Genomic DNA, 22688 nt, shown 5'->3' with positions numbered 1-22688 from the left:
GCCGGGACCGCCATCAAACCGTCGGTCCGGCGGCATGGAATCATTGCGCTGTGTCGAGAACCGCGGTCTTCTTTCACGCTCATCCTGACGACGAGGCGCTGCTGACTGCCGGGACGATGGCGATGCTGGCCGCCGAAGGCCACCGCGTGGTGCTGGTGGTGGCGACCGCCGGGGAGCGGGGCCTCGCCGACCTCCCCCACGGAGACGAGCTGGGCCAGGCCCGTATGAAGGAGCTGAACCGGTCGGCGGAGACGCTCGGCTGCGCCCGGGTCGTCCTGCTCGGGTACGGCGACTCCGGGCTGGCCATCGACGGCGGCGTGGCCGAGGACCGCCCGGACAACGCCTTCATCGACGCCGACAGCGAGGAGGCCGCGCAGCGGCTGGCCGTGATCCTCAAGGAGGAGACCGCCGACCTGCTGACGATCTACGACCCGGCCGGCGGGTACGGCCACCCCGACCACGTCCAGGTGTACCGGGTGGGCAGCCGGGCGGCCGAGATCGCCGGGACCCCCATCGTGCTGGAGGCGACGGTGAACCGGGACCCGCTGCTGAAGGGGGTGCGGCTCGCGGCCCGCCTCTACCCCAAGATCGACGTCCGGAGCTTCGAGCGTGCCTACTCGCCGAGCCACGTGATCACCCACCGGGTGAACGTCCGCAAGTTCGCGCGGGCGAAACGGGCCTCGATGGCCGCCCACGCCAGCCAGACGACCGGCGGCGACGGCGACCGCACGCTGGGCGCGATGCTGAAGATCCCCTTCTGGGCGTACCGGCTGATCTTCGGCACGGAGTGGTACGTCCGGCGCGATCTCCCGCCGGGCACCCGGCTGCACCACCCCTTCCAGTGATCCGCCTCCCTTAGGGGTTCGCTCCTCCCAAAGAAGGAGAGCCACCCCCTGGCGTTGCCGCCAGACTGGTACGGGTCGCCGGCGTGATGGGGAGCGGGAAGCATGAGCAAGTGGTTGCGGGTCGTGTTGTCGATCACCTCGCTCGGCCTCGCGGCCGCGCTGATCGTCTTCCTCCCGCAGATCGTCGGGACGATGACCGGGGCGGATATCTCCTGGTCGCAGATCGGCGGCCTGTTCGCCTCGATGAGCTGGCAGATGATCGCCCTGATGACGGGGGTCTGGCTGGCCAGCCTGCTGGCGTACACGTTCGTGCTGACCGGATCGCTGCCCGGCCTGACCCACGCCCAGGCGCTCACGCTGAACGCCGCGGGCAGCGCGGTCAGCAACCTGCTGCCGTTCGGGGGCGCGGCGGGGGTGGCGGTGACCTTCGGCATGACCCGCGGGTGGGGGTTCACCACCCGCTCGGTCGTGGTGCTGACCCTGGTCAGCGGCATCTGGAACACTTTGTTCCGGTTCATTCTGCCTGCGGCCGGCATCCTCGCGCTGCTGATGTCGGGGCGTGCGCTGAGCCCGGCGGTGGCCGACGCCGGGTGGGCGGGCGCGATCTCGATCCTCGTCCTGGTCGCCGTGGTCGCGTCGGCGCTCTACTGGGAGAGTGCCGCCCGGGTGCTCGGCCGCTCCCTCGACGCCGTCGCCCGGCTCGCGCCGCGGCGGATCCGCCCGGCCGAGAACTGGGTCTCGGACGCCCTCACCCGGCTGCGCAAGGACACGACCGACGTGGTGCACAGCCGCTGGGCGAGGCTCTCCCTCGGCATGGTCGCGTTCCTCGTCCTCCAGTGGCTGATCCTCGTGCTCTGCCTCCGGGCCACCGGCTCCTATCCGGGCCTGGCCGAGTCGATCGCCGTCTTCGCGCTCTCCCGCGTGCTGACCAGCGCCCTGGCCACGCCGAGCGGGGCCGGTTTCATGGAGGCCGGCACGGCGCTCGCCCTGGTGGCGTTCGGCGCTCCGGAGGCGGGCGCGACCGCGGCGGCCATTCTGTTCGGCTTCTGGACGTACACGATCGAAATCCCGTGGGGCGGTCTCGCGCTCGGCGGCTGGGCGCTCTTCCGCCGCCGCTCCGGCGACGCCGGTCCGGTGCGCACGCGGTGAAGCGAACGGCCGACGACGACCTCTTCCAGGCTTGAACGCGATACTTTGTCCGCGGAGGATGACCGGGCTCGGCAGGCGTCGAACGAGGCCGTTACCAGCGAGCGACCCCCCGGGCGCAGGCGACCATGACCACAGTGGCATTCCGGGTTCTAGGCCCGGTCGAGGCGTACGACGGCGGTCGGGAGCTCGATCTCGGCGGGCTGCGCCAGCGCGCGGTTCTCGCCCGGCTGCTGGCCGCCCGCGGCCAGGTCGTGCCGGTCGACACTCTGCTGTTCGACCTGTGGGACGACGCGCGGGGCGCGCAGTCCGGGCTCCAGGTCTACATCTCACGGCTGCGCCGGGTGATCGAGCCGGACCGGCCGCGCGGCGGCCCCACCCGGCTGCTCGTCACGGTCGCGTCCGGGTACGCCCTGCGCGCCGCCCCCGAGCAGGTGGACGCGCTGCGGTTCGAGGCGAGCGTCCGCTCCGCGGGTGAGCGGCTGGACGACAAGCCGCACTCGGCCCGGTCCCGGCTGGAGACGGCGCTCGGGCTGTGGCGCGGCACGCCGTACTCCGACTTCGCCGAGCAGCCCTGGGCGGAGGCCGAGGTGGCGCGGCTGAACGAGCTGCGCCTGGTGGCGCGCGAGCGGTACGCCGACGCCGGGCTGCGGCTGGGCCTGCACGCCGAGACGGTCCCCGACCTGGAGGCGCTGACCGCCGAGCACCCGCTGCGCGAGGAGGGCTGGCGGCTGCTCGCGCTCGCGCTCTACCGCTGCGGCAGGCAGGGGGACGCGCTGGCCGCGCTGCGCCGGGCCCGGGCCGTGCTCTCCGACGAGCTGGGCATCGACCCTGGTCCCGCGCTGCGGAAGATGGAGGGCGACATCCTCGCCCAGGACCCGGGCCTCGATCTCCCCCCGCAGGCGCAGCGCCGGGTCCACGAGGTGACCTGGTCCTGGCCGCCGCGTCCGGTCGAGGCGGGCCCGCTGCCGCCGCTGGAGCCCGAGCCGTTCGTGGGACGCGACGGCGAGCTGGCCAGGCTGGTGTCCGCCGCGCCGCACGCCGGGGCCGGCCGGTTCACGGTCGCGCTGATCGGCGGCGACGCGGGGGCGGGAAAGACCACGCTCGTCCGGCAACTCGCCGCACGGCTCGACGGCTGGGTCAGCGCGGTCGGCGGCTGCCCCGACAGCAACGCGACGCCGCCGGGGTGGGCCTGGGTCGAGGTGCTGCGGGCGCTGATCAAGCGGAGGGGCGCGGGCGAGTACGCCGCGCTCCTCGCGCCGCTGCTGGACGACGCCGCGCCGGACAGCTCCGACGACGAGGCGTCCGGCGGGTTCCGGCTGCACCGGGCGGTCGGCGGCTATCTGTCCGCGGTCGCCCGCGAGGCGCCGCTGCTGATCGTCCTGGAGGACCTGCACTGGGCCGACGAGCAGACGCTCGCGCTGCTTCGCGCCCTGCCCAGCCTGCTCGCCGCGAGCCGGGTGCTGCTGGTGGTCACCTGCCGCGAGGGCGAGCTGAACGACCGCCAGCAGGACGTGCTGGCCGCGCTCGCCCGGCTGGCCCCCGTACGCGTCGGGCTGGACGGGCTGGACGCCGCGTCGGTCGCCGAGCTGGTCCGGGCGACGTGCGTGCGCGACGTGGACGAGGAGGTCGTCACCGCGATCGCCGAGCGGACCGGCGGCAACCCGTTCTTCGTCAAGGAGACGGTGCGCCTGTTCGAGGCGGAGGCGGACCTCTCGCAGGTGCCCTCCGGAGTGCGCGACGTGCTGCGGCGGCGGATCGCCCGGCTGCCCGCGAAGGCGCAGCAGGTGCTGCTGCAGGCCGCGGTGATCGGCCGGGACGTGGACGTGGACGTGCTCGTGGACGTGTCCGGCGACGAGGACGCCGTGGTGGACGCGGTCGAGGCGGGCCTGCTCGCCGGCCTGGTGACCGAGCCGGGGCCCGGGATGCTCAGGTTCGACCACGACCTGGTGCGCGACACCATCTACTCCGACGCGTCGCGGCTGCGCAGGTCGCGGCTGCACGCGGCGGTCGCCTCGGTGATCGAGCGGCGCACGCCCTCGGACGTGGCCGCGCTGGCGCACCACTACGAGGCGGCGGGCAGCGTGGAGACGGCGGCGAAGGCGGAGCGGTACGCGGGCCTCGCCGCCGAGCAGGCCGAGCGCCGCTACGCGCACCGCGAGGCGGCGTCCCTGTGGCAGCGGGCCATCTCCGCCTTCGACCGCGCCCGCGCGGGCGGTGTGCGGGAGCGCCTGGAGCTGCAGCTCCGGGTGATCCGGGCGCTGGCGCTGTCCGGCGACATGACCGCGGCGCGGGCGCACCGGCGGGAGGCGATGGACGTCGCGCTGCCGCTCGGCGACCTGGAGCTGACCGCGCGGGTCGCGGCGGCCCTGGCGGTGCCGCACAAGGGCATCGCCCGCGACCTCACCCGCACCGCCTGGGAGATCGTCGACGTCACCGAGAAGGCCCTGGTCGAGCTGCCGCCGGGTGAGCAGACCCTGCGCGCCAGCCTGCTGGCCACGCTGGCGCTCGAACTGGAGGGGTCCGCGACGCAGCGCGGCTACCAGGCGTCGCTGGAGGCCGAGGAACTGGCGCGTTCCAGTGGCGACCCCGCGCTGCTCGCGATGGCGCTGAGCGGCCGGCTCCGCCAGTCGTACACGATGACGCAGGTGGACGAGCGGGAGACCATCGGCCGCGAGCTGCTGCGGGTCGGCGCGGAGTCCGGGCAGATCTCGGTGCGGACGCTGGCGCACCTGGTCCTGCTGGAGTGCGCGGCGGCGCGTGGCGACTTCGCCGAGGCCGACTCCCATCTCGCTCAGGCCGAACGGCTGGGCCGGCAGTACGACCTGCCCGCCCCCGCCGCCGTGGGCGCCTGGTACGCGGGGCAGCGGTTGATGATCAGCGGTGACTACGCGGGCGCGGAGCACACCTACCGGAACGCGGCCCGGCTCACGGCCCGCGCGGGGATGCTGGAGGGACGCCAGGACCTGCCGCTGATCGCCTCGTTCTGTCTGCACCTCGTGCGGGGACGCGCGGACGAGATGGTCGAGCCGCTCGGGGAGGCGCACCAGCGGGGCGCGAAGTGGACCCTCGACGCGTACGCGCTGGCCCTCGCCTCGGCCGGGCACGTGAAGGACGCGCGGGCCGTCGCGACGTCCCGGGAGCCGGTCAGGACCGACTACCTGTACGAGCTGGCCCTCATCTGGCGGGCGCTGGCCGGCATCCTCCTGTCAGACACGGCCCGGATGCGCGAGGCGTATGACCGGCTCGTTCCGTTCCGGGACCGGATCGCGGGGGCGGGCACCGGCGTGGTCGCGCTCTGGCCGGTGGCCCGGACGCTCGGCGATCTCGCCGTACGGCTCGGCCTGCCGGCGAGGGAGCACTACGAGAACGCGCTCGCGGTCGCCGAACGGGTCGGCGTCGAGCGTTGGGTGTCCGAGGCGCGGGCGGCCCTGTCAGACGAGACTGTAAGGTAAGGCCGACCTAAGCGACATGTCATAGGAGAGGTGGAAATGCCCGACCCGATGTCCGCCTCGTTTCTCGGAATGCCGCTCTGGGTCGTCGTCGCGATCGGCGCCGTCGCGCTGTTCGGCGCGTTCCAGGTGTACTACTGGGTCGGCCGCACGGTCGGCAACGCGCTCTACCGCTCGCGGCTGGGCCGGAAGATCGGCCAGGAGCGCATCCTCAAGGTGGAGAACATGGTGCGCCGGTGGGGCGCGTTCGCCGTCTACGGCTGCTTCTGGGTGCCCGGGCTGCGCCACACCCTGCCCTGGGTGGCCGGCGTGCTCCGGGTCGACTACCGCTGGTATCTCGTCGCCAGCGCCCTGGGCTGCCTGACCTGGGCGCCGATCACGGCGTTCGGGCTCTACACAGTGTTGTGGGGGTGGCTGAAGGTCGCCACCGAGTCTCCCTCGATCGCGGCCGCGGTCGCCGCCGTCGCGCTCGGCGCGGTCGCCGGTTTCATCCTCTGGCGCCGTCGGCGGCGTCAGCCGGAGGCCGGCGCGTGATCGTGCCATCATGACGGGATGCGCATCGGGCTGATCACGGCGTTGTCGGCCGCCTTCCTGGCGTTCGGATCGGTCGGGACGACCGCCGTCGCCGACACCGCCACCTCCCCCGTTCCCGCGGCCCGCGCGGTCACGGCACAGGACGCGCCCCAGGTGACGGCCCGCGCCGCGTACCTCGTGGACACGACGGCGGACCAGGTCGCCTTCGCCAAGCGGGACACCCGCCGCCTCCCCGTGGCCAGCCTCACCAAGGTCATGACGGCCTACGTGGTGCGGCGCGAGGCGTCGCTCGACGACGTCATCAAGATCACCGCTGCGGACGTCAAGCACGCGGTCGCGAACGGGGCCACCAGCGGCGGCCTGCGGGCCGGCGAGCGGCTGACCGTGCGCGAGCTGCTCTACGCGCTCATGCTGCCCTCGGGCGCGGACGCCGCGCACGCGCTGGCCGAGCGGTACGGCCCGGGCACCTCCCGCTTCGTCGCCAAGATGAACGCCGCCGCCGCGAAGCTCGGCCTGGCCGGCACCCGGTACGTCAATCCCGACGGACTGCCCGCGAAGGGCGGGTACTCGACCGCCAGGGACCAGGTGGCCCTCGCCCGGGTCGTACTGGACGACCCGGTGATCGCCGTGGTCGCCAGGGCGCGCACGCACAAGGTGGTGGCCTCGAAGATCCACCGCGCGCACGTCTGGCGCAACACCAACACGCTCCTGTCGTACGGCTCGTACGGCGCGATCGGCCTCAAGACGGGATACACCGGGGCCGCCGGGTTCTGCCTCACCTTCGCGGCGGTGCGCGACGAGCACACGTACGTGGGCGTGATCCTCGGCGAGGCCAGCGAGGCGCGCCGCCTCGCCACGGCGCGCAAGCTGCTCGACTGGGCGGCCGGCGAGCCCGAGTCCGGCTCAGCCGTCCCGGCCGCCCCGGTCAGCCGGCGGTGAGCAGGTAGCAGGCGATCGCGGCCGCGGCCGCGACGTTGAGCGAGTCGACCTCCCGGCTCATCGGGATCCGCACCCCCTGGTCGGCCTCGGCCAGCCAGCGTGACGACAGCCCGTCACCCTCGGAGCCGAGCAGCAGCGCGGTGCGCCCGCCGGTCAGCGCCTCCTCGATCGGGGCGGCGCCCTCGGCGGGGGTGAGGGCGAGCAGCCGGAAGCCGTGGTCGCGGAGCTCGGCCAGGCCGTCGTGCCAGTCCTTCAGCCGCGCGTACGGCACCGAGAAGACGGAGCCCATCGACACCTTGACCGACCGCCGGTAGAGCGGGTCGGCGCAGCGCGGCGAGAGCACGATGGAGTCGACCCCGAGCGCGGCCGCGCAGCGGAAAATCGCGCCGACGTTGGTGTGGTCCACCAGATCCTCCAGCACGACCACGTGCCGGGCGCCACGCAGCACCTCGGCGACCGAGGGCAGCTCGCGCCGCTCCATCGAGGCGAGCGCGCCCCGATGCACCTGGAAGCCGGTGATCCCCTCCATGACCTCGTCGGAGACCAGGTAGACGGTGACGCCGTCCCCGTCCCCGTCGCCATCGATGAGGTCGGCGAACCTGTCCAGCCACTTGGCCGTCATCAGCATGGAGCGGACCCGGTGCCCGCCCGCGATCGCCCGGCGGATCACCTTCTCCCCCTCGGCCAGGAAGAGGCCCCGGCCGCCTTCGAGGCTCTTGCGCAGGTCGACGTCGCGGAGCCGTACGTAGTCGGCGATGCGGGGATCCGTGCTGTCTTCGACGGGAATGACCACCCGCCAAGGGTACGGCGTAAGCCGGGGAAACGCCCATTATCGATCACCTAGCGTGATCATCCGAGCAAAATGAGTGTTTTGCCCCCTTACTACTTCCCAGTAGTGTTCCGTAAGCACTACCCGGATCTTCGGTGAAAAGAGGACACCGTGGGCGGACGCCACCGCACAGAGGAGACCGACGGCGAGCACGATCCGTACGTGCCGCGCCGCCGTCGCGGATCGAGGCCGCCGAGCCGAGGACGAGTACTCGCACCCCTGGCCGGAGCGGTCGCGGTCGCCGTGCTGTGCGGAGTCGCCGCGTACGTCGTGGTGAACAAGGGCCGGGGCTGCGACGGCGCCCCGATCGGGCTCTCGGTGGTGGCGTCGCCCGACATCGAGCCGGCCGTCGCCAAGGTGGCGCAGAAGTTCGGCCCGTCCGGGCGTACGGCGGGCGGCACGTGCGTGACCGTCTCGGTGAAGGCGGTCCAGTCGGCCACGGTGGCCAACGCGATGTCCGGCAGCGGCCCGACCTCGGGGAAGGTCGATCCGGACCTGTGGGTGCCCGACTCCAGCCTGTGGCTGACGCGCTCCGGCCCGGCCGGGTCGGGCCTGAAGGCGTCGGGCAGCGCGGCCCGGTCGCCGGTCGTGCTCACCGCGTCCAAGACGGGGGCGGAGAAGCTCCAGGCGGCGTTCAGCCCGGCGAGCTGGACCGGCCTGCTGAACGCGGCGAACGCCGCCAACCCCGACGGCCTGTCCCGGAAGGTGCGGGTGCTCGCGCTCGACCCGGCGCAGAACTCCGCGGGTCTCGGCGCGCTGCTCGCCGGGTCGGCGGTGCTGAAGGCGGGGGGCGGCGGCGAGGAGCTGCTCGTGGGCGTGCTGCGGCAGCTTTCCGAGTCGACCGTGTCCTCGCCGGACAGCCTGTTCGCCACGCTGACCAAGGCCGCCGCGCGCATCCCCGTCGGCGTCGCCTCCGAGCAGTCGGTGTGGGCGTTCAACACCACGTCGCACCCGTCGAACCCGGCGGTCGCCCTCTATCCCGAAGAGGGCACGATCAGCCTCGACTACCCCATCGTCATCACCGCGAAGGACGCGGCCGTACGCGAGGCGGCCGAGGCGTTCCAGACCGAGCTGACCTCGGCGGCGGGCCGGCAGATCGTGCAGGACCACGGCTTCCGCACGCCGCAGGGCAAGGCCGGCGGCGCGCTCAGCCCGGAGAACGGCGTCAAGGCCGACAAGCCGGCCGAGCTGGCGCTCCCCGACGGCGCGGCGGTCGCCAAGCTGACCCAGGCGTGGCACCAGATCAAGCTGGGCACCCGGATCCTCGCGCTGATCGACGTCTCCGGAACCATGGCCGAGCCCGCCGACAGCACCGGCGTGAGCCGCATGCGCGCCATCGGCAACGTCGCCGTCGAGGGGCTCAAGCTGTTCCCGGACAAGAGCGAGGTGGGCACCTGGATCTTCTCCGACAACCTGCGCGGACAGGGGGTGGACTGGAAGGAGATCGTGCCGCTGGGCCCGCTGGCGCAGCGGATCGACGGCGTGACCCGGCGCGACCGGATCGCCCAGGAGATGCGGAACGTGCAGGCGATCCCCGCCGGCAACACCGGGCTGAACGACTCGCTGTGGGCCGCCTACCGGAAGATGACCGACGAGTACCAGGCGGACAAGGTCAACACGATCATCCTCTTCACCGACGGCGTCGGGAACGACGACCCCAACGGCGGGCTCTCCGACAAGGAGATCCTGGCCAAGCTGAAGAGCGCCTACGACCCCAAGCGGCCGGTCGGCATCCTGATCATCTCGTTCAACACGGAGAAGGGCGTGGACCGGGCACAGATGAGCGCGATCGCCAAGGCCACGGGAGGCGCGGCGTACTTCCCGCAGACCGTGCTGGAGATCCGCGAGATCTTCCTGAAGGGGATCGCCCGGCGGCTGTGCGCGCCCAGCTGCGGCTCCGCGCAGCGCTAGCCAGTTCTACTGACCACGGATGTTGGCCGGCCCCGCCTACTGCTCCAGTGTGGTCACCACGGTGCTTTCCGGAATCCGGGATGGACGCCGGCAGTGAGCCCTTGCTGGGCGGCGATGGCTTCGAGCAGACCGGTGAGCTGCGCCCGCTGGTCGTCGTCGAGCGCGGCGCAGATCTCGTCCTCGTGCGCGGTGGCCAGCTCACGCATCTTGCTCATCACGAGTGCGCCGTCCTCGGTGAGGTGCAGCGCGTAGTTGCGCCGGTCCTGCGGGTTCCGCCGTCGTTCGACCAGCCCTTTGCGCTCCAGGCCGTCGACCAGTGAGACGACCCGGCTCGGCACGACTCCCAGCTCCTCGGCCAGGGACTGCTGGCTGCGCCCCGGCCGACCGGCGATCATGCGCAGGAGTCCGACATCGGAGGGGAGCACCCCCAGACCGCTGATGCGTTCGGCGAACCGTGTCGCGGCCTGCGCACCCACCTGAGAGAGCAGGAACGCCGCCCCCCTCGGCCGGGAGCGCCGCGCCGGTCCGTCGTCGTGGCCGGCCTGCTGTTCCGTGGACATGGAAGCGATGGTAGTGGCAGAGAATCGTTCTGTGCTATGAATAGTTCACCTCGCAGAACGGAGTGGACATGATCAGCGATATGAGCGGCCCGGCGCACCCCGGTCTGGCCGGCAAGGTGGCGCTGGTGACCGGCGGCTCACGGGGCATCGGAGCGGCGACCTGCCATGCCCTGGCGGCGAACGGAGTCAGGGTCGCGGTGAACGGCCGTGACCGGGCGGCGATCGACGCGGTCGTCGAGAAGATCACGGCAGACGGCGGTACGGCGGTGGCGGCGCCCGGTGATGTCACCGATGAGGCCGTGGTGCGGGACATGCGCGACACGATCGAGCGCGCGCTGGGACCGGTGGAGATCCTCGCGGCGTTCGCCGGCGGCCAGGGCGCCCCCGCGCCCACCGCCCAGCTCGGGTCCGACCGGTGGCGTGCGATCGTCGAGTCCGACCTGACGTCGGTGTTCATAACGGTGGCCGCGTTCCTGCCCACCATGATCGATCGGGGTGGCGGAAGCATCATCACCATGGCGTCCACGGCAGGCCGCCAGCCGAGCGGCGCGAACGCCGCGTACGCCGCGGCGAAAGCGGGCGTGGTGATGTTCACCAAGCACCTGGCGAACGAGGTCGGCGAGCACGGCGTCCGGGTCAACTGCCTGGCCCCGTCCGCCGTGCTCAACGAACGCATGCAGCGGTTCATGTCCGCGGAGCAACTCGAGGAGCTGGCCTCGGCCTACCCGCTCGGCCGCATCGGGCAGCCCGGCGACATCGCCCAAGCCGTGCTGTACCTCGCCTCGGACGCCTCGTCCTGGGTCACCGGGGTCACGCTCGACCTGACCGGTGGGCGGGTGATCGTGTGACAACCGTCGAGCGCACCCGGCGGCAGACCGACGGCGGGCCGCCGCTGGGGATCCTCGCCGTGGTGTTCACGGCGCTGTTCCTCGGCGGGGTCGTCGTCAGCACGGCGATGGCGGGCGGTGCCACCTTCCCGTCGCCTTTCGGCTCGGCGGCCGAGATCCTGGCGTACTTCCAGGATCACCAGGACGCCGTACACGTGAGCGCGTTCCTGCAGTTCGGCGCCGCGGTTCCGTTGACGATCTACACTGCCACCGCCTCCGCCCGCCTGCGCAACCTCGGCATCCGGGCACCTGGCGCCACCATCGCCCTGGCCGGCGGCCTGCTGGCCGCGGCCATGCTGGCCCTGTCCGCGATGTTCAGCTGGGTGCTCTCACGCCCGGAGGTGCTCACCGAGCCCGCGGTGGTTCGGGCCCTGCAGGACCTCGCCTTCGCCTCCGGCGGCGCCGGGCACGTCGTCTTCCTGGGACTGCTCGTGGCGGGCATCGCCGTACCGGGGCTGCTGGCCGGTCTGCTGCCGCGCGCGATGGCGTTCGCCGGCCTGGCCATCGCCGTCGTCGCCGAACTGTCCCACCTGGCGCTGCTGGTCCCCGACACGGCGATCCTGCTGCCCGTGGCCCGGTTCACCGCCCTGGCCTGGCTCATCGCCACCGGCTTCCTGCTGCCCCGCACCAGAACCAACCGAGCCGGCGACCGCCGGAACCGAACGACAGCGTCGATGGCCGAAGAAGGAGCCGTATGAACACCGCACTGACCGAACGACTCATCCGGTTCCAGCACCCTGAGAAGGCCCTGGGATATCTCGGCGGGCTCGACGACGACCGCATCGCCGCGCTGTACGGACTGGACGCGGGCTCCTACCGACGGGTGCGCCAGGAGCACGCCGAGCAGGCACGCCGCGCCGCGACGGAGTTGCTCGACGATCCCGAGTTCGCCGAGAAAGTGGACCGGTTGCCGTTCGCACCTGACCAACGCGTCGTGGCCGTCGGTGAGAGCACCACCGACGACCTGCTGTCATGGTTCGAGATCCTGCGCCACGTCATCGACCTCCGGCGCCCCGCCGACGGCATCACCCTGACGAACATGGCGGTCTCCGGACACACGACCACCCAAGCTCTCACCGTGCTGCCCGGGTTGTCCTTCCACCGCCCGGACTGGGTGCTGTGCATGCTCGGCGGCAACGACGCCCAGCGCCTCGGGTCGGTCGACGGACCGACCCTGGTCAGCGTCGCCGAGACCGAACGGAACCTCCGGGCCCTGCGCGATCTCGCCGCCAAGCGCACCGCGGCGCGATGGGTGTGGATCACTCCGTCCCCGGTGGACGAAGCACGCTTCGCGGCCTATCAGCCGTTCCAGCGAGCCGGGCTCACCTGGACCAATCGTGATGTCGACGCCATCAGGCAGATCGTGAACGCGCAACCGGACCTCACCGTCGACAGCCACCCTGCCCTCGCCCGGCAGACGGGAGAGGAGTTCCTCCTTGACGACGGGATCCACCTTTCCCTCGCCGGCCAGCGGGCCCTGACCTCCGCCGTGGTCGATGCTCTGTCGGACAAGTCGTGAAACTCCTCATCTTCGGCCCCACGGGGGGCAGCGGTGCCCAACTCCTGACCCAGGCGCTCGACGCCGGTCATGACGTCACCGCCGTCGCCCGCGATCCGGGCCGGATCCCGGCGGCGGGCCACGCCCGGCTGGCCCTCATCACCGGAGACGTGCTGGAGCCCCGGACGTGGGAAGCCGCGGTCGGTGGTCACGAGGCCGTCCTGTCCTGCCTGGGCAGCAGGGATCGCAAGCACCCCACCACGGTCTACTCCCAGGGCGCGGCCAACATCATCGACGCCATGAGTCAGGCGGGGCTGCGACGCCTTATGTGCGTATCCTCGGCAGGCCTCGAAATCCCTCCCGAGACTCCGTTGCCCCAGAAGCTCGTCACCAGATTTCTCATCCAGCGTCTCTACCGACACGGCTACACCGACATGGCCGCCATGGAGCGCGTCGTGGCGGCGAGCGCCGTCGACTGGACGGTCATCCGCCCGCCGATGCTCACCGACGGGCCACTCACCGGGCGCTACCGGGCCGCGGTGGGCCGCCACCTGGCGAACCCGAGGACGATCTCGCGTGCGGATCTCGCCCACTACATGCTGAGCCACATCGAGGATCACGACACCTGGCAGAGAACGGTCGAAGTCTCGTCGTGAACCGGACGACCGTATGACGGAGGGTCCTCGATCCCTTCCGTTCCGCTGCCTCGACCCCGGTGAACGTGTGCGGAGCGCACCGGCAAGGTCTGGGTTTCCGGCCTGCCGCAATAACCCGAATTGCGGGATTTTGTGGTGGATTTCGGGGTGAATGCCGGTTAAGTACTCACGCCCGCCGAGACGGGGTCGGTGCTGCGGCCGACCTCGCGGCAGGCGACGGCACGGCGCGAGCCATGTGAAGAATGTGGGAAAGATGAGGAATATGGGGAAATTGGGAAAGATCACCGAAGTGAATGTCACTATTCCATGAACATCTTTCGACATTTGGGATAAGATCCTTCTTTCCGGCGCGGCCTGGTAAACCGGGGACTGAGGTAATGCGTCGCCATAGACGGGCGCCTGTTGTGATTGGTCCCATAAATGGGTTCACCAACCGCGTCACAGTGGCCTCTACCTGCCGGGAGACCAGGAGACATGGGTAGAAACCGGAGTATCCCCGTCGTCGTACTCGGGGTGGCGTGCGCCGTCGGCGCGGTGCTCGCGCTCGCCGACATCAGGACGCCGGTCCGGATGCTCCTCACCCCGCTGTTCCTTTTCCTGGTTCCCGGAGCCGCGGTGGCCGGACTGTTGCGCGACCGCGACCCGCTCTCGGCGCTGACGGTGGGCGCGGCCGCGAGCCTGGCCGTCAACGTCGTACTCGCGGAAGCCATGCTGCTCTTCGACGCCTGGTCCCCCCGGGCCGGGGTGGCGACCGTCGGGGTGCTGAGCTTCTTCCTGCTGGTCATCCGGCTGCTGTACCGAGGCCGGGCGCCGGGCGAAGGGGAGGCCGGCACGAAGTGAAGAGGGGTCCCCGCTCTTGACCGACCGCCCGGAAGGACATCCAGTCAGATGAGTCCCGAGCACAGCGCCACTTCCCCGTTCGCCGCCGTGCGTCCGCTGCCGGCCGGTCGCCGCCTGACCTCTCTGGGCCCCCACCTGGCCATCGCGCCCACCGTGAGCGTGGTCGTCCCCGCCATGAACGAGGCCGAGAACCTCCCGCACGTCTTCGCCACACTGCCCTCCTGGATCCACGAGGTCGTGCTGGTCGACGGCCACTCGGCCGACGACACCGTCGCCGTCGCACGCCGGCTGCGGCCGGGGCTGCGCGTCGTCCACCAGCGTGGGCGGGGCAAGGGGGACGCGCTGGCCGAGGGCTTCGCGGCCTGCACGGGCGAGATCATCGTCATGATCGACGCGGACGGATCGACCGACGGCCGCGAGATCGTCCACTTCGTCAGCGCGCTGGTGAGCGGCGCCGACTTCGCCAAAGGCTCGCGGTACATCCCGGGAGGTGGGAGCGACGACCTCACGTTCACCCGCAGGCTGGGCAACACGCTGCTGCGGACGCTGGTCAACCGCGTCTACGGCACCCGCTACACCGACCTGTGCTACGGCTACAACGCGTTCTGGGCCCGCCACCTGCCGGTGCTCGACCTGGACTGCGCGGGGTTCGAGGTCGAGACGCTGATGAACATCCGCGCGGCGCGGGCCGGGCTGCGGGTCCACGAGGTGCCGAGCCACGAGCGGTGCCGCCTGCACGGCGAGAGCAACCTGAACGCGTTCCGGGACGGCCTGCGCGTCCTGCGCACGATCCTGCGGGAACGGCGGCGGCCGGCCGTACGGCGCCCCGCTCCGGCGCACGCCCCGGCGGCCGACCAGGGGGCGGCGTGACACCCCCTCCGGCGCCGGTGCGGACGTCGGTCGTCATCTGCGCCTACACCGAGGACCGCTGGGACGACATCCGGGCGGCGGTCGAGTCGGTCCGCCGCCAGCGCCGCCCCGCGTACGAGCTGATCCTGGTGGTGGACCACAACCCCGACCTGCACCTGCGGCTCAAGCGGGAGTACCCCGACGCGGTCGTGGTGGAGAACGCCCACGAGCGGGGGCTGTCCGGTGGCAGGAACACCGGGACGGAAGTCGCGGGGGGCGACGTCGTGGCGTTCCTCGACGACGACGCGGTGGCCGATCCGGGCTGGCTGGAGGCGTTCGAAACGGGGTTCGCCGATCCGGCGGTAGCCGGGGTCGGGGGGCTGACCCGGCCCCTGTGGACGGCGGGCGGGCGTCCCCGCTGGTTCCCCGAGGAGTTCGACTGGACGGTCGGCTGCACCTATCGCGGGATGCCGGTCGAGCGGGCCCCGATCCGCAACGTGATGGGCGGCAACGCCGCGTTCCGTCGCGACGTCGTCAGCGAGGTCGGCGGCTTCAGCACGGCCATCGGGCGCAGCGTCCAGGGGCGCAGGAGCCGGCCGCTCGGCTGCGAGGAGACCGAGTTCTGCATCCGGCTGTCGCAGCGGCGGCCGGGGGCGGTGCTGCTGTTCGAGCCGGGCGCGGCCATCGGGCACAAGGTGTCCGCCGAGCGGGCGCGGTTCGGCTACTTCCGGGCCCGCTGTTACGCGGAGGGCCTGTCCAAGGCTCTCGTCACGAGCAGCGTGGGCGCGGGCGACGGGCTCTCCAGCGAACGCGGCTACACCTTCAGGACGCTGCCGCTCGGGGTGCTGCGCGGCCTCGGCGACGCGGTGCGCGGCGACCTCGCCGGCCTCGGCCGCTCGGGCGCCATCGTGATCGGGCTGGCCTGGACGACCTGGGGCTACCTGGTCGGCGGCGCGCGCATCCGGAGCCGCTCGTGACGCGGGTCCCGATCCTGATGTACCACTCGGTGACGGACCGGCCCACGCCGGAGACCCGGCCGCTGGCCGTACGGCCGGGCGACTTCGCCGACCAGCTCGGCTACCTGCGGGAGACCGGCTTCACCCCGCTCACCGTGGCCGATCTGGTGGCGTCGCTGCACCGCACCGGCCCGGAGCTGCCCGACCGCCCCGTGGTGATCACGTTCGACGACGGGTACGCCGACTTCCACGAGGAGGCGCTTCCCGTGCTCGACCGGACGGGCTTCCCGGCCACGCTCTTCCTGACCAGCGGCTGGGTGGCCGACGCCGGCGCCGACGCCGCGGGCCGGCCGCTGGACCGTACGCTCTCGTGGGGCCAGGCCCGCGAGGCGGCCGAGCACGGCGTGGAGATCGCCGGGCACAGCCACAGCCACCCCCAGCTCGACCAGATCGGCGACCACGAGCTGCGCCAGGAACTCCGCCGTAACAAAGGGGTGATCGAGGACCGCCTCGGCCGCCCGGTGACCACCATGGCCTATCCGTACGGCTATTCGAGCGCGCGGGTGCGCCGTGAGGTGCGCCGGGCGGGGTACTGGGCGGCCTGCGCGGTGGGCAACGCCGTCGCGGCCGACCGGCACGACGAGCTGGCCATCCCCCGGCTGACCGTGAGCGGGGGCACCACGATGGCGCGGTTCGCGCTCGCCGTGGAGGGCCGCGGCGTTCCTCTCATCTACCTCAAGGAGCGCACCCTGACCAAGGGATACGCGGTTCTCCGGCGTACCCGGTACGGCCTGCGCAAGATTGCCACTCGCCAGTAACAATCACGGCCCACGAGGTGTCAGCTCCGGCGCATAAGGGGAGAAAACAGGGCGATCGAGGATTGAGGGGGCACAGTGGCCCACGCATGGATGCCCGGCGCCAGCCGAATTCCCGCTCCCGAGGACTCCGGACCCATGATCGGCGGAGTTCCGAGGGCCGTCTGGTTCATCTGGCCGACCGACCCTCTCGCGGTGTCGGCCAAGTCCGCCGCCCAACGCATGATCCAGCTCGGGTGTCCCGCCCACCTGATCTGGAATCCCGTGACCGGCGAGATCGCCCAGTCGCTTCCCCCCACGCGCGCGGCCCGCGGACTGCCGGGCGATCGGGGACGTGAGGGACGGGTGTGCGTGCAGATCCGCGTGCTCGGCTCGGTGGAACATCCCTTCACCGACGGGAAGCTGGACGGTCTGGACGACATCCTGACCTGGCTGGACGCCTGGCGGGTGCCCCGCCGCTGGCCGGCCGGGCCTCCGCTGCCCTCGCCGCACTCGCTGGCGGCCGAACGCAGCCGCCGCCTCTGGGCGCGCGGCGGCCACTTCGGCCACTCGCAGGTGCCGGGGACGGTGGAGGGCGACCCGGGCGGGATCGACGTGAACCGCATCACCGGCGAGAGCGTGCCGCCGTTCGCGCTGCCCCGCCCTCGGGAGGAGTTCCGCGTGCTCGAACGGGTCATCTGAGCGGGCCGGGAGCCCGAAGCGACCGACCCTGCCGAGGTTCGTGGTCACCGCGTTAAAGATCTCGGGTCAGCTCCCGGATGACGGCGCAGCCGCGCCGGACACCCGCGAGCGACGCGGAGCCGTACCCCAGGACGAGGCCGTGGACCTGGATCGGCCCATGGTGGTGCCGGGCGGTGGTGTCGAGCAGCACGCCGCGCTGCCGCGCTTCCTCCACCAGCGGGCCGACCGCGTCCTCGGGCAGCTCGACGAGGACGTGCAGGCCGGCGGTGTCGCCCTTCACCAGCGGTCCGAGCGTCTCGACGACCGCCGCCCGCCGGCGCGCGTACTCCAGGCGCATCCGGCGCAGGTGCCGGTCCAGGTCGCCGCGCCGCAGCAGGGTCGTGACCGCGCGCTGCACCGGGCCGGAGGTGCGGTCGCCGAGCAGCGTCCTGTGTTCGGCGACCCGCGCCAGCGACTCCGGCGCGGCCACCAGCCAGCCGAGCCCCACGTCGGGGCTGAGCGACTTCGACAGGGTGCCGAGCAGCACGACCCGCGCGGGGTCGAGCCCGTACAACGCGGGCAGCGGCGCGACGTCATAGCGGAACTCCGCGTCGTAGTCGTCCTCCACGATGACGGCGCCGGTGCGACGGGCCCAGGCGAGGAGCCGTTCGCGCCGGGTCATGGGCAGCCGGCCGCCGAGTGGGAACTGGTGGGCCGGAGTGGTGTACAGCACGTCCAGGCCGTCCGGCAGCTCGTCCACGATCACGCCCTGGTCGTCCACGGGGCACGGCACGATCTCGGCGCCGCGCGCCCGCAGGACGTTCCTGGCCACGCGGTAGCCGGGCTCCTCCACCCCCGCGCGGACGCCGGGCCGGAGGAGGGACGCGGCGAAGAGGTCGAGCCCGTGCCCGGTGCCACGGGTGACCAGCACGTTCTCCGGCCCGGCGGGTACGGCACGCGCCCGGCGGAGGTGATCGGCGAGCAGCGCGCGCAGGTCGGGGTGCCCACGGGGATCCGGGGTGTGGCCGGGCGGCGCGTCCCCGGCGTGGCGCCAGGCCCGGCGCCACGCGGCGACGTCGTACCCGAGCACCCAGGGCCGCCCCGGGCGCAGGTCCACCAAATCCGGCCCGGCGGGTTCGAACGGGTCTGTCGGATCCCACGGGATCCTCGGCTCCAGCGGCCTCACCAGATCCGGAAATGTTGTGACGTCGGCGACGTAGGTGCCGGAGCCGCGCCTGCCGTCGAGCCAGCCCTCGGCGTAGAGCTGCTGGTACGCGTCGGTCACGACCGTACGGCTGACGCCGAGCAGCGCGGCCAGCGCGCGGCTGGACGGCAGCCGCTCGCCTGCCCGCAACGCTCCGTCCCGCATGGCGTCCCGGAGCTGGTCGGTCACCTGCGCGGCGAGCGCGACGGGCGAGCGCCGGTCCACGACCAGCGGGAGGTCGACGTTGGCCCGCAAAGTGGTTCCCCATTCATCATCGGAAGTGGCCATATGCAGCGGTCCACTCGGCTCCTAACGTAACGGACATGCTTTCCACAACACCCCGGACCGTGCTCAAGCGCGGCAAGGACCGGGCCCGCACCGACCACGCCGACCTGTACGCCGTGCTGGACGCCGGGCTCATCTGCCACCTGGGCGTCCTGGTGGACGGGGCGCCGAGAGTGATCCCCACCGGGTACGGCCGGATCGGCGAGACGCTGTACCTCCACGGCTCCACCGGGGCCGCCTCGCTGCGCGCCGCGTCGGACGCACCGGTCTGCGTGACCGTCACCCACCTGGACGGCGTCGTCCTGGCGCGGTCGGCGTTCCACCACTCGGTGAACTATCGCTCGGCGATGGTCTACGGACTGACCCGGGAGGTCGTGGACGACGACGAGCGGCTCGACGGCCTGCGCGCGATCACCGAGCGGCTCGCCCCCGGCCAGTGGGACGCGGTCCGGCCACCGAGCAGGAAGGAGCTCGCCGCCACCGCCGTGCTCGCCCTCTCCCTGGAGGAGGCGTCCGTCAAGGTACGGCAGGGCCCGCCGAAGGACGACGAGGAGGACTACGCCCTGCCGATCTGGGCGGGGGTGCTGCCGCTGCGAAGCGTCTGGGGCGCACCGGAGCCCGACCCGAGGCTGACCTCCGACATCCCGGTCCCGGAGCACGTTCTCCGCAGGTCATGACCGGTTTGTGACTAAGTTTCACGACTTTTCGTCTTAATTAGTGATCCATCACTAAGCTACGGTCTCGTCATGCGCCGATGAGGAGACCTGATGTACGGGCAGACGGGCGCCTGGAGTGCCCCCGGTTATACCGAGATTCGAGAGCTGGGCACGGGGGGCGGCGGCCGGGTCGTGCTCGCCAAGCACGACGCCGACGGCATACAGGTGGCGATCAAGTACCTGTCCGACGCGCTGCGCTCCGATCTCAACTTCGTCGGCCGATTCCGCCAGGAGGCCCACCTCCTCGCGCTCATGGAGCCCAGCCCGCACGCGGCGCGGTTCTACGAGTACATCGAGGCGCCGCACGGCGCCGCCATCGTGATGGAACTGGTCGACGGCGTCTCGTTACGCACGATCCTCCGCTCGGAGGGGCCGACCGGCCCGGAGGCCGCGCTCACCGTGCTGAAGGGCTCGCTGCTCGGGCTCGCCGCGGCGCACGCCGTCGGGGTGGTCCACCGCGACTACAAGCCGGAGAACGTGCTGGTCACGGCCGACGGCATGAGCAAGCTGGTCGACTTCGGCATCGCCGCGCGGGCCGGCGAGGGGGTCAACGCGGCCGGCACCCCGCCGTACATGGCGCCGGAGCAGTGGTCGGGCAGCCCGGCGAGCCGGGCCACCGACGTGTACGCCGCGACCGTGGTCTTCTTCGAGTGCCTCACCGGCACCCGGCCGTTCCGGGCGCAGAGCCTGCCCGCGCTCGCCCGCCAGCACCAGTCCACGCCCCCGCCGGTCGAGGAGGTGCCGGAGGCCCTGCAGGGGCTCATGGGGCGCGGCATGGCCAAGAACCCGGCCGACCGGCCCGCGTCGGTCGAGGCGTTCCTGCGCGAGCTGGAGACCATCGCCGCCGAGGCGTACGGGCCCACCTGGGAGGAGCGCGGACGGCGGCGCCTGGCCGCCCTCGCCGGCCTGCTGCTCCCCTTCTTCCCGCTGGCCGAGGAGAAGCCCGAGGCCGCCACGGCGCTCGCCGAGACGCACCTCGCCAACAACCGGTTCACCAAGGTCAGCATCAGGATCGGCCTGGTCGCGGTCGCGGTGGCGCTGGTCGCGGGCGGCACGGCCGCGCTCGTCGGGTCGTTCGGCGACGCCAAGCTGCAGGCCCACACGACGGTCGACTCCCCGAGCAGCACGCCCCTGGACCTCGGCATCGACGAGGAGGAAGAGGAACCGGTCGAGGTGACGACCGCGCCCGAGCCGTCGCCGTCGCCGTCGAGGACGCCCACCCCCTCCCCCACGCCCAGCGTCCAGCCGACGGTCAGGTCCTCCCCGTCGGCGGCCCCGTCCGCGAAGCCGTCGCCGAGCAGGAGGCCGACGCCCTCGCGTACACCGACCCGCCCGCGGCCCCGGCCGAGCCAGTCAAGCCCGGAGCCGGGCGACACGGTGAACATCCCCGACCTCCCGGACTGGGGGTCCACGCCGACTCGGCCGCAGAACACCCCCACGACCTCCTCGCCCACGTCCGGGCCGACGGACCCGGGCCCCACGGAGACGCCGCAGGAGACGCCCCGGCTCACCTCCGCGCCCATGCCCAGCGCCTCAATGGGGGCGTTCGCCCTGGGCCTGGTGACGACCGGCCTCGTTCCCGGCACACTGGCCGTGAAGAGGATGACGGGGCGGCACCGGAGGGGATAGATGGATGACGGCGGTTCCGTCGCGGGGCATCGGCTGACCGGACGCGCCCGGTCCGGCGAGATCGGCACCTGGCGCGAGGCGGTCTCCCCCGCCGGAACCCCGTCGGGCGTGCTGCGGTTCGACCCCGCCCTGGTGGCCACGCCCCCGGCCCGCGAGCGGCTGGTCGCCGCCGTGACCGCCGACCGCCACCTCGCCCGGAGCGCCGGGCTGCTCCCGGTCGCCGACCTCGTCACCGCGCGCGGCGACATCTGGCTCATCACGGACGGCGCGCCCGTTCCCACCCTCGCCGACCTGCTCGCCGAGGTGCATCGCGGGGGCGTCCCCTCCCCCGGCTCCGGCGCGGTGGCGGCGATCCTGGCCGACACCGCGCGGACCCTGCTCGACCTGCACGCGGCCGGACTCACCCACGGCGCGCCGCATCCCGGCACGATCGTGATCACGGGGGACGGCACGGCCCTGCTCGCGGAGCGCGGCCTCCTGCAGGCGCTGCGCGGGGAGCCCGCGTCGCCGGAGCGGGACGTCACGGCCTGGATCGAGCTCGCCAGAGGGCTCGCCACGAGTTGGGCGGACGACGGCTCGGCCGTCCTGTTCGAGCGCGCGGCGGCGGCCGCCGCGGCCCACGGGCTCGCCGCCGCCCGCGACGTCCTCCTCGCCGCGGGCGACCCGCTCCCCCAGAGCCACACGACCAGGGAGCCGCTGGCCCGCACGCGCCATCTGTGGTCCTCGGCCGCTCCGGAACCCGCCCCTGCGGCGGACGAGGTCGGTGCCGCCGTCACCCTGCTGGGGATCCCCGGTCCGGCCGCCGCGGACGACGTCGTCATGCGCTTCGGTCCCGGCGTGCCCGCGGACACTGCGGCGGCGCAGATCTGGCGTTCCGGGACGACCACGGAGCTCGCCGACGACGTGGGCCGGGACGCCGGGCCGGCCCGGCGTCCCGGCCGACGGCGGGGCCGCCAGGGCGCGTGGGCGGGATCGGCGCTCCTCGCCGCACTCCTCGCGGTGGTCATCCTGTGGCTGCGCTTCCAGCCGGCCGCGGGCGTGGTGGTCGAGAAGGTGGACGTACGCGGCCCCAAGAAGGCGATCGCCTGCGACGGCATGGCCGCGCTCGTCGGCACGGTGACCACCAACGGCGGCGCGGGCACCATCCGGTACGTCTGGGTGCGCAGCGACGGCGTGCGGATGCCGGAGCGCGAGCGGCACGTGCCCTCAGGGAGCACGTCGGTCGCGCTCCCGTTGCGCTGGGAGGTGACAGGGTCCGGCCGTTTCAAGGGCGTGGCCACGTTGCGCGTCCTGTCGCCGACCGCCTCGGGACAGCCGCTCCAGGACAAGGCGTCCTTCTCCTACCGGTGCTGAAACACGGTGCGGAACCATGGTGGTGAAACCGGCCGGGCGCTGAGACGCCGCCGCCGAGGCGGCCGCGATTTGACCGCACTTTCCCACGAACGCACAGCAACATCAGAGAAAGCCGACGTTTTCC

General features: G+C 72.5%; 21 protein-coding genes. 18 read left to right on the top strand and 3 right to left on the bottom strand.

All coding sequences use genetic code 11. The features are described from left to right. Window positions 1-50 precede the first annotated feature (50 nt). The 5 genes from AWQ71_RS21500 (at window position 51) to AWQ71_RS21480 (ending at window position 6916) form a co-directional block, all read left to right on the top strand. On the top strand, window positions 51-845 hold the full coding sequence (locus AWQ71_RS21500; RefSeq protein ID WP_067135935.1) for a PIG-L deacetylase family protein: 795 nt from the start codon (window positions 51-53) through the stop codon (window positions 843-845). A 102-nt stretch (window positions 846-947) separates the two neighbouring features. Further along, complete coding sequence (locus tag AWQ71_RS21495) at window positions 948-1994, top strand: lysylphosphatidylglycerol synthase domain-containing protein (protein WP_067135933.1); 1047 nt, start codon at window positions 948-950, stop codon at window positions 1992-1994. A gap of 125 nt (window positions 1995-2119) precedes the next feature. After that, window positions 2120-5446 carry an ATP-binding protein gene (locus AWQ71_RS21490; RefSeq protein WP_067135931.1) on the top strand — a complete coding sequence of 1109 codons (3327 nt, stop codon included), beginning with the start codon at window positions 2120-2122 and terminating at the stop codon, window positions 5444-5446. A gap of 36 nt (window positions 5447-5482) precedes the next feature. Continuing rightward, window positions 5483-5977 carry a DedA family protein gene (locus AWQ71_RS21485; protein WP_067135929.1) on the top strand — a complete coding sequence of 165 codons (495 nt, stop codon included), beginning with the start codon at window positions 5483-5485 and terminating at the stop codon, window positions 5975-5977. Between the two features lie 18 nt (window positions 5978-5995). Further along, window positions 5996-6916, top strand: coding sequence for a D-alanyl-D-alanine carboxypeptidase family protein (locus tag AWQ71_RS21480; RefSeq protein ID WP_067135928.1), 921 nt, complete (start codon window positions 5996-5998; stop codon window positions 6914-6916). Here AWQ71_RS21480 and AWQ71_RS21475 read toward each other — a convergent pair. Then, a complete protein-coding gene (locus AWQ71_RS21475; RefSeq protein WP_067135926.1) occupies window positions 6903-7709 on the bottom strand; it encodes a TrmH family RNA methyltransferase in 807 nt (268 codons plus the stop codon). The genes AWQ71_RS21480 and AWQ71_RS21475 overlap by 14 nt on opposite strands. Before the next feature lie 147 nt (window positions 7710-7856). Here AWQ71_RS21475 and AWQ71_RS21470 point away from each other — a divergent pair, with 147 nt between their 5' ends. After that, a complete protein-coding gene (locus AWQ71_RS21470) occupies window positions 7857-9656 on the top strand; it encodes a substrate-binding and VWA domain-containing protein (RefSeq protein WP_084259120.1) in 1800 nt (599 codons plus the stop codon). A 53-nt stretch (window positions 9657-9709) separates the two neighbouring features. Here the strand turns inward: AWQ71_RS21470 and AWQ71_RS21465 are convergent, their stop codons facing one another. Continuing rightward, a complete protein-coding gene (locus AWQ71_RS21465) occupies window positions 9710-10216 on the bottom strand; it encodes a MarR family winged helix-turn-helix transcriptional regulator (protein WP_067135925.1) in 507 nt (168 codons plus the stop codon). A 68-nt stretch (window positions 10217-10284) separates the two neighbouring features. Here AWQ71_RS21465 and AWQ71_RS21460 point away from each other — a divergent pair, with 68 nt between their 5' ends. The 9 genes from AWQ71_RS21460 (at window position 10285) to AWQ71_RS21420 (ending at window position 17398) form a co-directional block, all read left to right on the top strand. Next, window positions 10285-11064, top strand: a complete 780-nt coding sequence (locus AWQ71_RS21460; RefSeq protein ID WP_067135924.1) for an SDR family NAD(P)-dependent oxidoreductase — start codon at window positions 10285-10287, stop codon at window positions 11062-11064. Continuing rightward, entirely contained in the window at window positions 11061-11801 is a 741-nt protein-coding gene (locus tag AWQ71_RS21455) for a hypothetical protein (protein ID WP_067135923.1), read from the top strand. The genes AWQ71_RS21460 and AWQ71_RS21455 overlap by 4 nt, the downstream gene beginning before the upstream one ends. Next, window positions 11798-12622: an SGNH/GDSL hydrolase family protein gene (locus AWQ71_RS21450; protein ID WP_067135922.1), complete on the top strand. Its 825-nt coding sequence runs from the start codon at window positions 11798-11800 to the stop codon at window positions 12620-12622. Before AWQ71_RS21455 ends, AWQ71_RS21450 begins: the two co-directional genes overlap by 4 nt. Next, the gene (locus tag AWQ71_RS21445; RefSeq protein WP_067135920.1) at window positions 12619-13257 is read left to right on the top strand and encodes an NAD(P)-dependent oxidoreductase; all 639 of its coding nucleotides are present in this window, start codon (window positions 12619-12621) and stop codon (window positions 13255-13257) included. Before AWQ71_RS21450 ends, AWQ71_RS21445 begins: the two co-directional genes overlap by 4 nt. Window positions 13258-13731: 474 nt before the next feature. Continuing rightward, window positions 13732-14097, top strand: coding sequence for a hypothetical protein (locus AWQ71_RS21440; protein ID WP_067135918.1), 366 nt, complete (start codon window positions 13732-13734; stop codon window positions 14095-14097). Window positions 14098-14145: 48 nt separating this feature from the next. Beyond that, complete coding sequence (locus AWQ71_RS21435; protein ID WP_084259119.1) at window positions 14146-14967, top strand: glycosyltransferase family 2 protein; 822 nt, start codon at window positions 14146-14148, stop codon at window positions 14965-14967. After that, on the top strand, window positions 14964-15923 hold the full coding sequence (locus AWQ71_RS21430) for a glycosyltransferase family 2 protein (RefSeq protein WP_245658398.1): 960 nt from the start codon (window positions 14964-14966) through the stop codon (window positions 15921-15923). Before AWQ71_RS21435 ends, AWQ71_RS21430 begins: the two co-directional genes overlap by 4 nt. Further along, complete coding sequence (locus AWQ71_RS21425) at window positions 15920-16720, top strand: polysaccharide deacetylase family protein (RefSeq protein ID WP_218001894.1); 801 nt, start codon at window positions 15920-15922, stop codon at window positions 16718-16720. The genes AWQ71_RS21430 and AWQ71_RS21425 overlap by 4 nt, the downstream gene beginning before the upstream one ends. Window positions 16721-16855: 135 nt before the next feature. Continuing rightward, complete coding sequence (locus tag AWQ71_RS21420) at window positions 16856-17398, top strand: hypothetical protein (protein WP_174550742.1); 543 nt, start codon at window positions 16856-16858, stop codon at window positions 17396-17398. A 52-nt stretch (window positions 17399-17450) separates the two neighbouring features. On the opposite strand, the gene pdxR is transcribed toward AWQ71_RS21420, so the two are convergent. Then, window positions 17451-18869 (bottom strand): MocR-like pyridoxine biosynthesis transcription factor PdxR, encoded by a 1419-nt coding sequence (pdxR, locus tag AWQ71_RS21415; protein WP_067135911.1) that lies wholly within the window; start codon window positions 18867-18869, stop codon window positions 17451-17453. Between the two features lie 35 nt (window positions 18870-18904). On the opposite strand from pdxR, the gene AWQ71_RS21410 reads away from it, so the two are divergent. From AWQ71_RS21410 to AWQ71_RS21400, 3 genes are all read left to right on the top strand, one after another. Beyond that, complete coding sequence (locus AWQ71_RS21410) at window positions 18905-19543, top strand: pyridoxamine 5'-phosphate oxidase family protein (RefSeq protein WP_067135908.1); 639 nt, start codon at window positions 18905-18907, stop codon at window positions 19541-19543. Window positions 19544-19633: 90 nt separating this feature from the next. Then, a complete protein-coding gene (locus AWQ71_RS21405; protein WP_067135906.1) occupies window positions 19634-21211 on the top strand; it encodes a serine/threonine-protein kinase in 1578 nt (525 codons plus the stop codon). After that, the gene (locus AWQ71_RS21400) at window positions 21212-22564 is read left to right on the top strand and encodes a protein kinase family protein (protein WP_067135904.1); all 1353 of its coding nucleotides are present in this window, start codon (window positions 21212-21214) and stop codon (window positions 22562-22564) included. Window positions 22565-22688 lie beyond the last annotated feature (124 nt).

This window comes from Microtetraspora malaysiensis (assembly GCF_001528665.1).
Lineage (GTDB): Bacteria > Actinomycetota > Actinomycetes > Streptosporangiales > Streptosporangiaceae > Microtetraspora_A > Microtetraspora_A malaysiensis.
The sequence above is the reverse complement of the archived record's forward strand: the minus strand, read 5'-3'. Positions and strand labels throughout refer to the sequence as shown.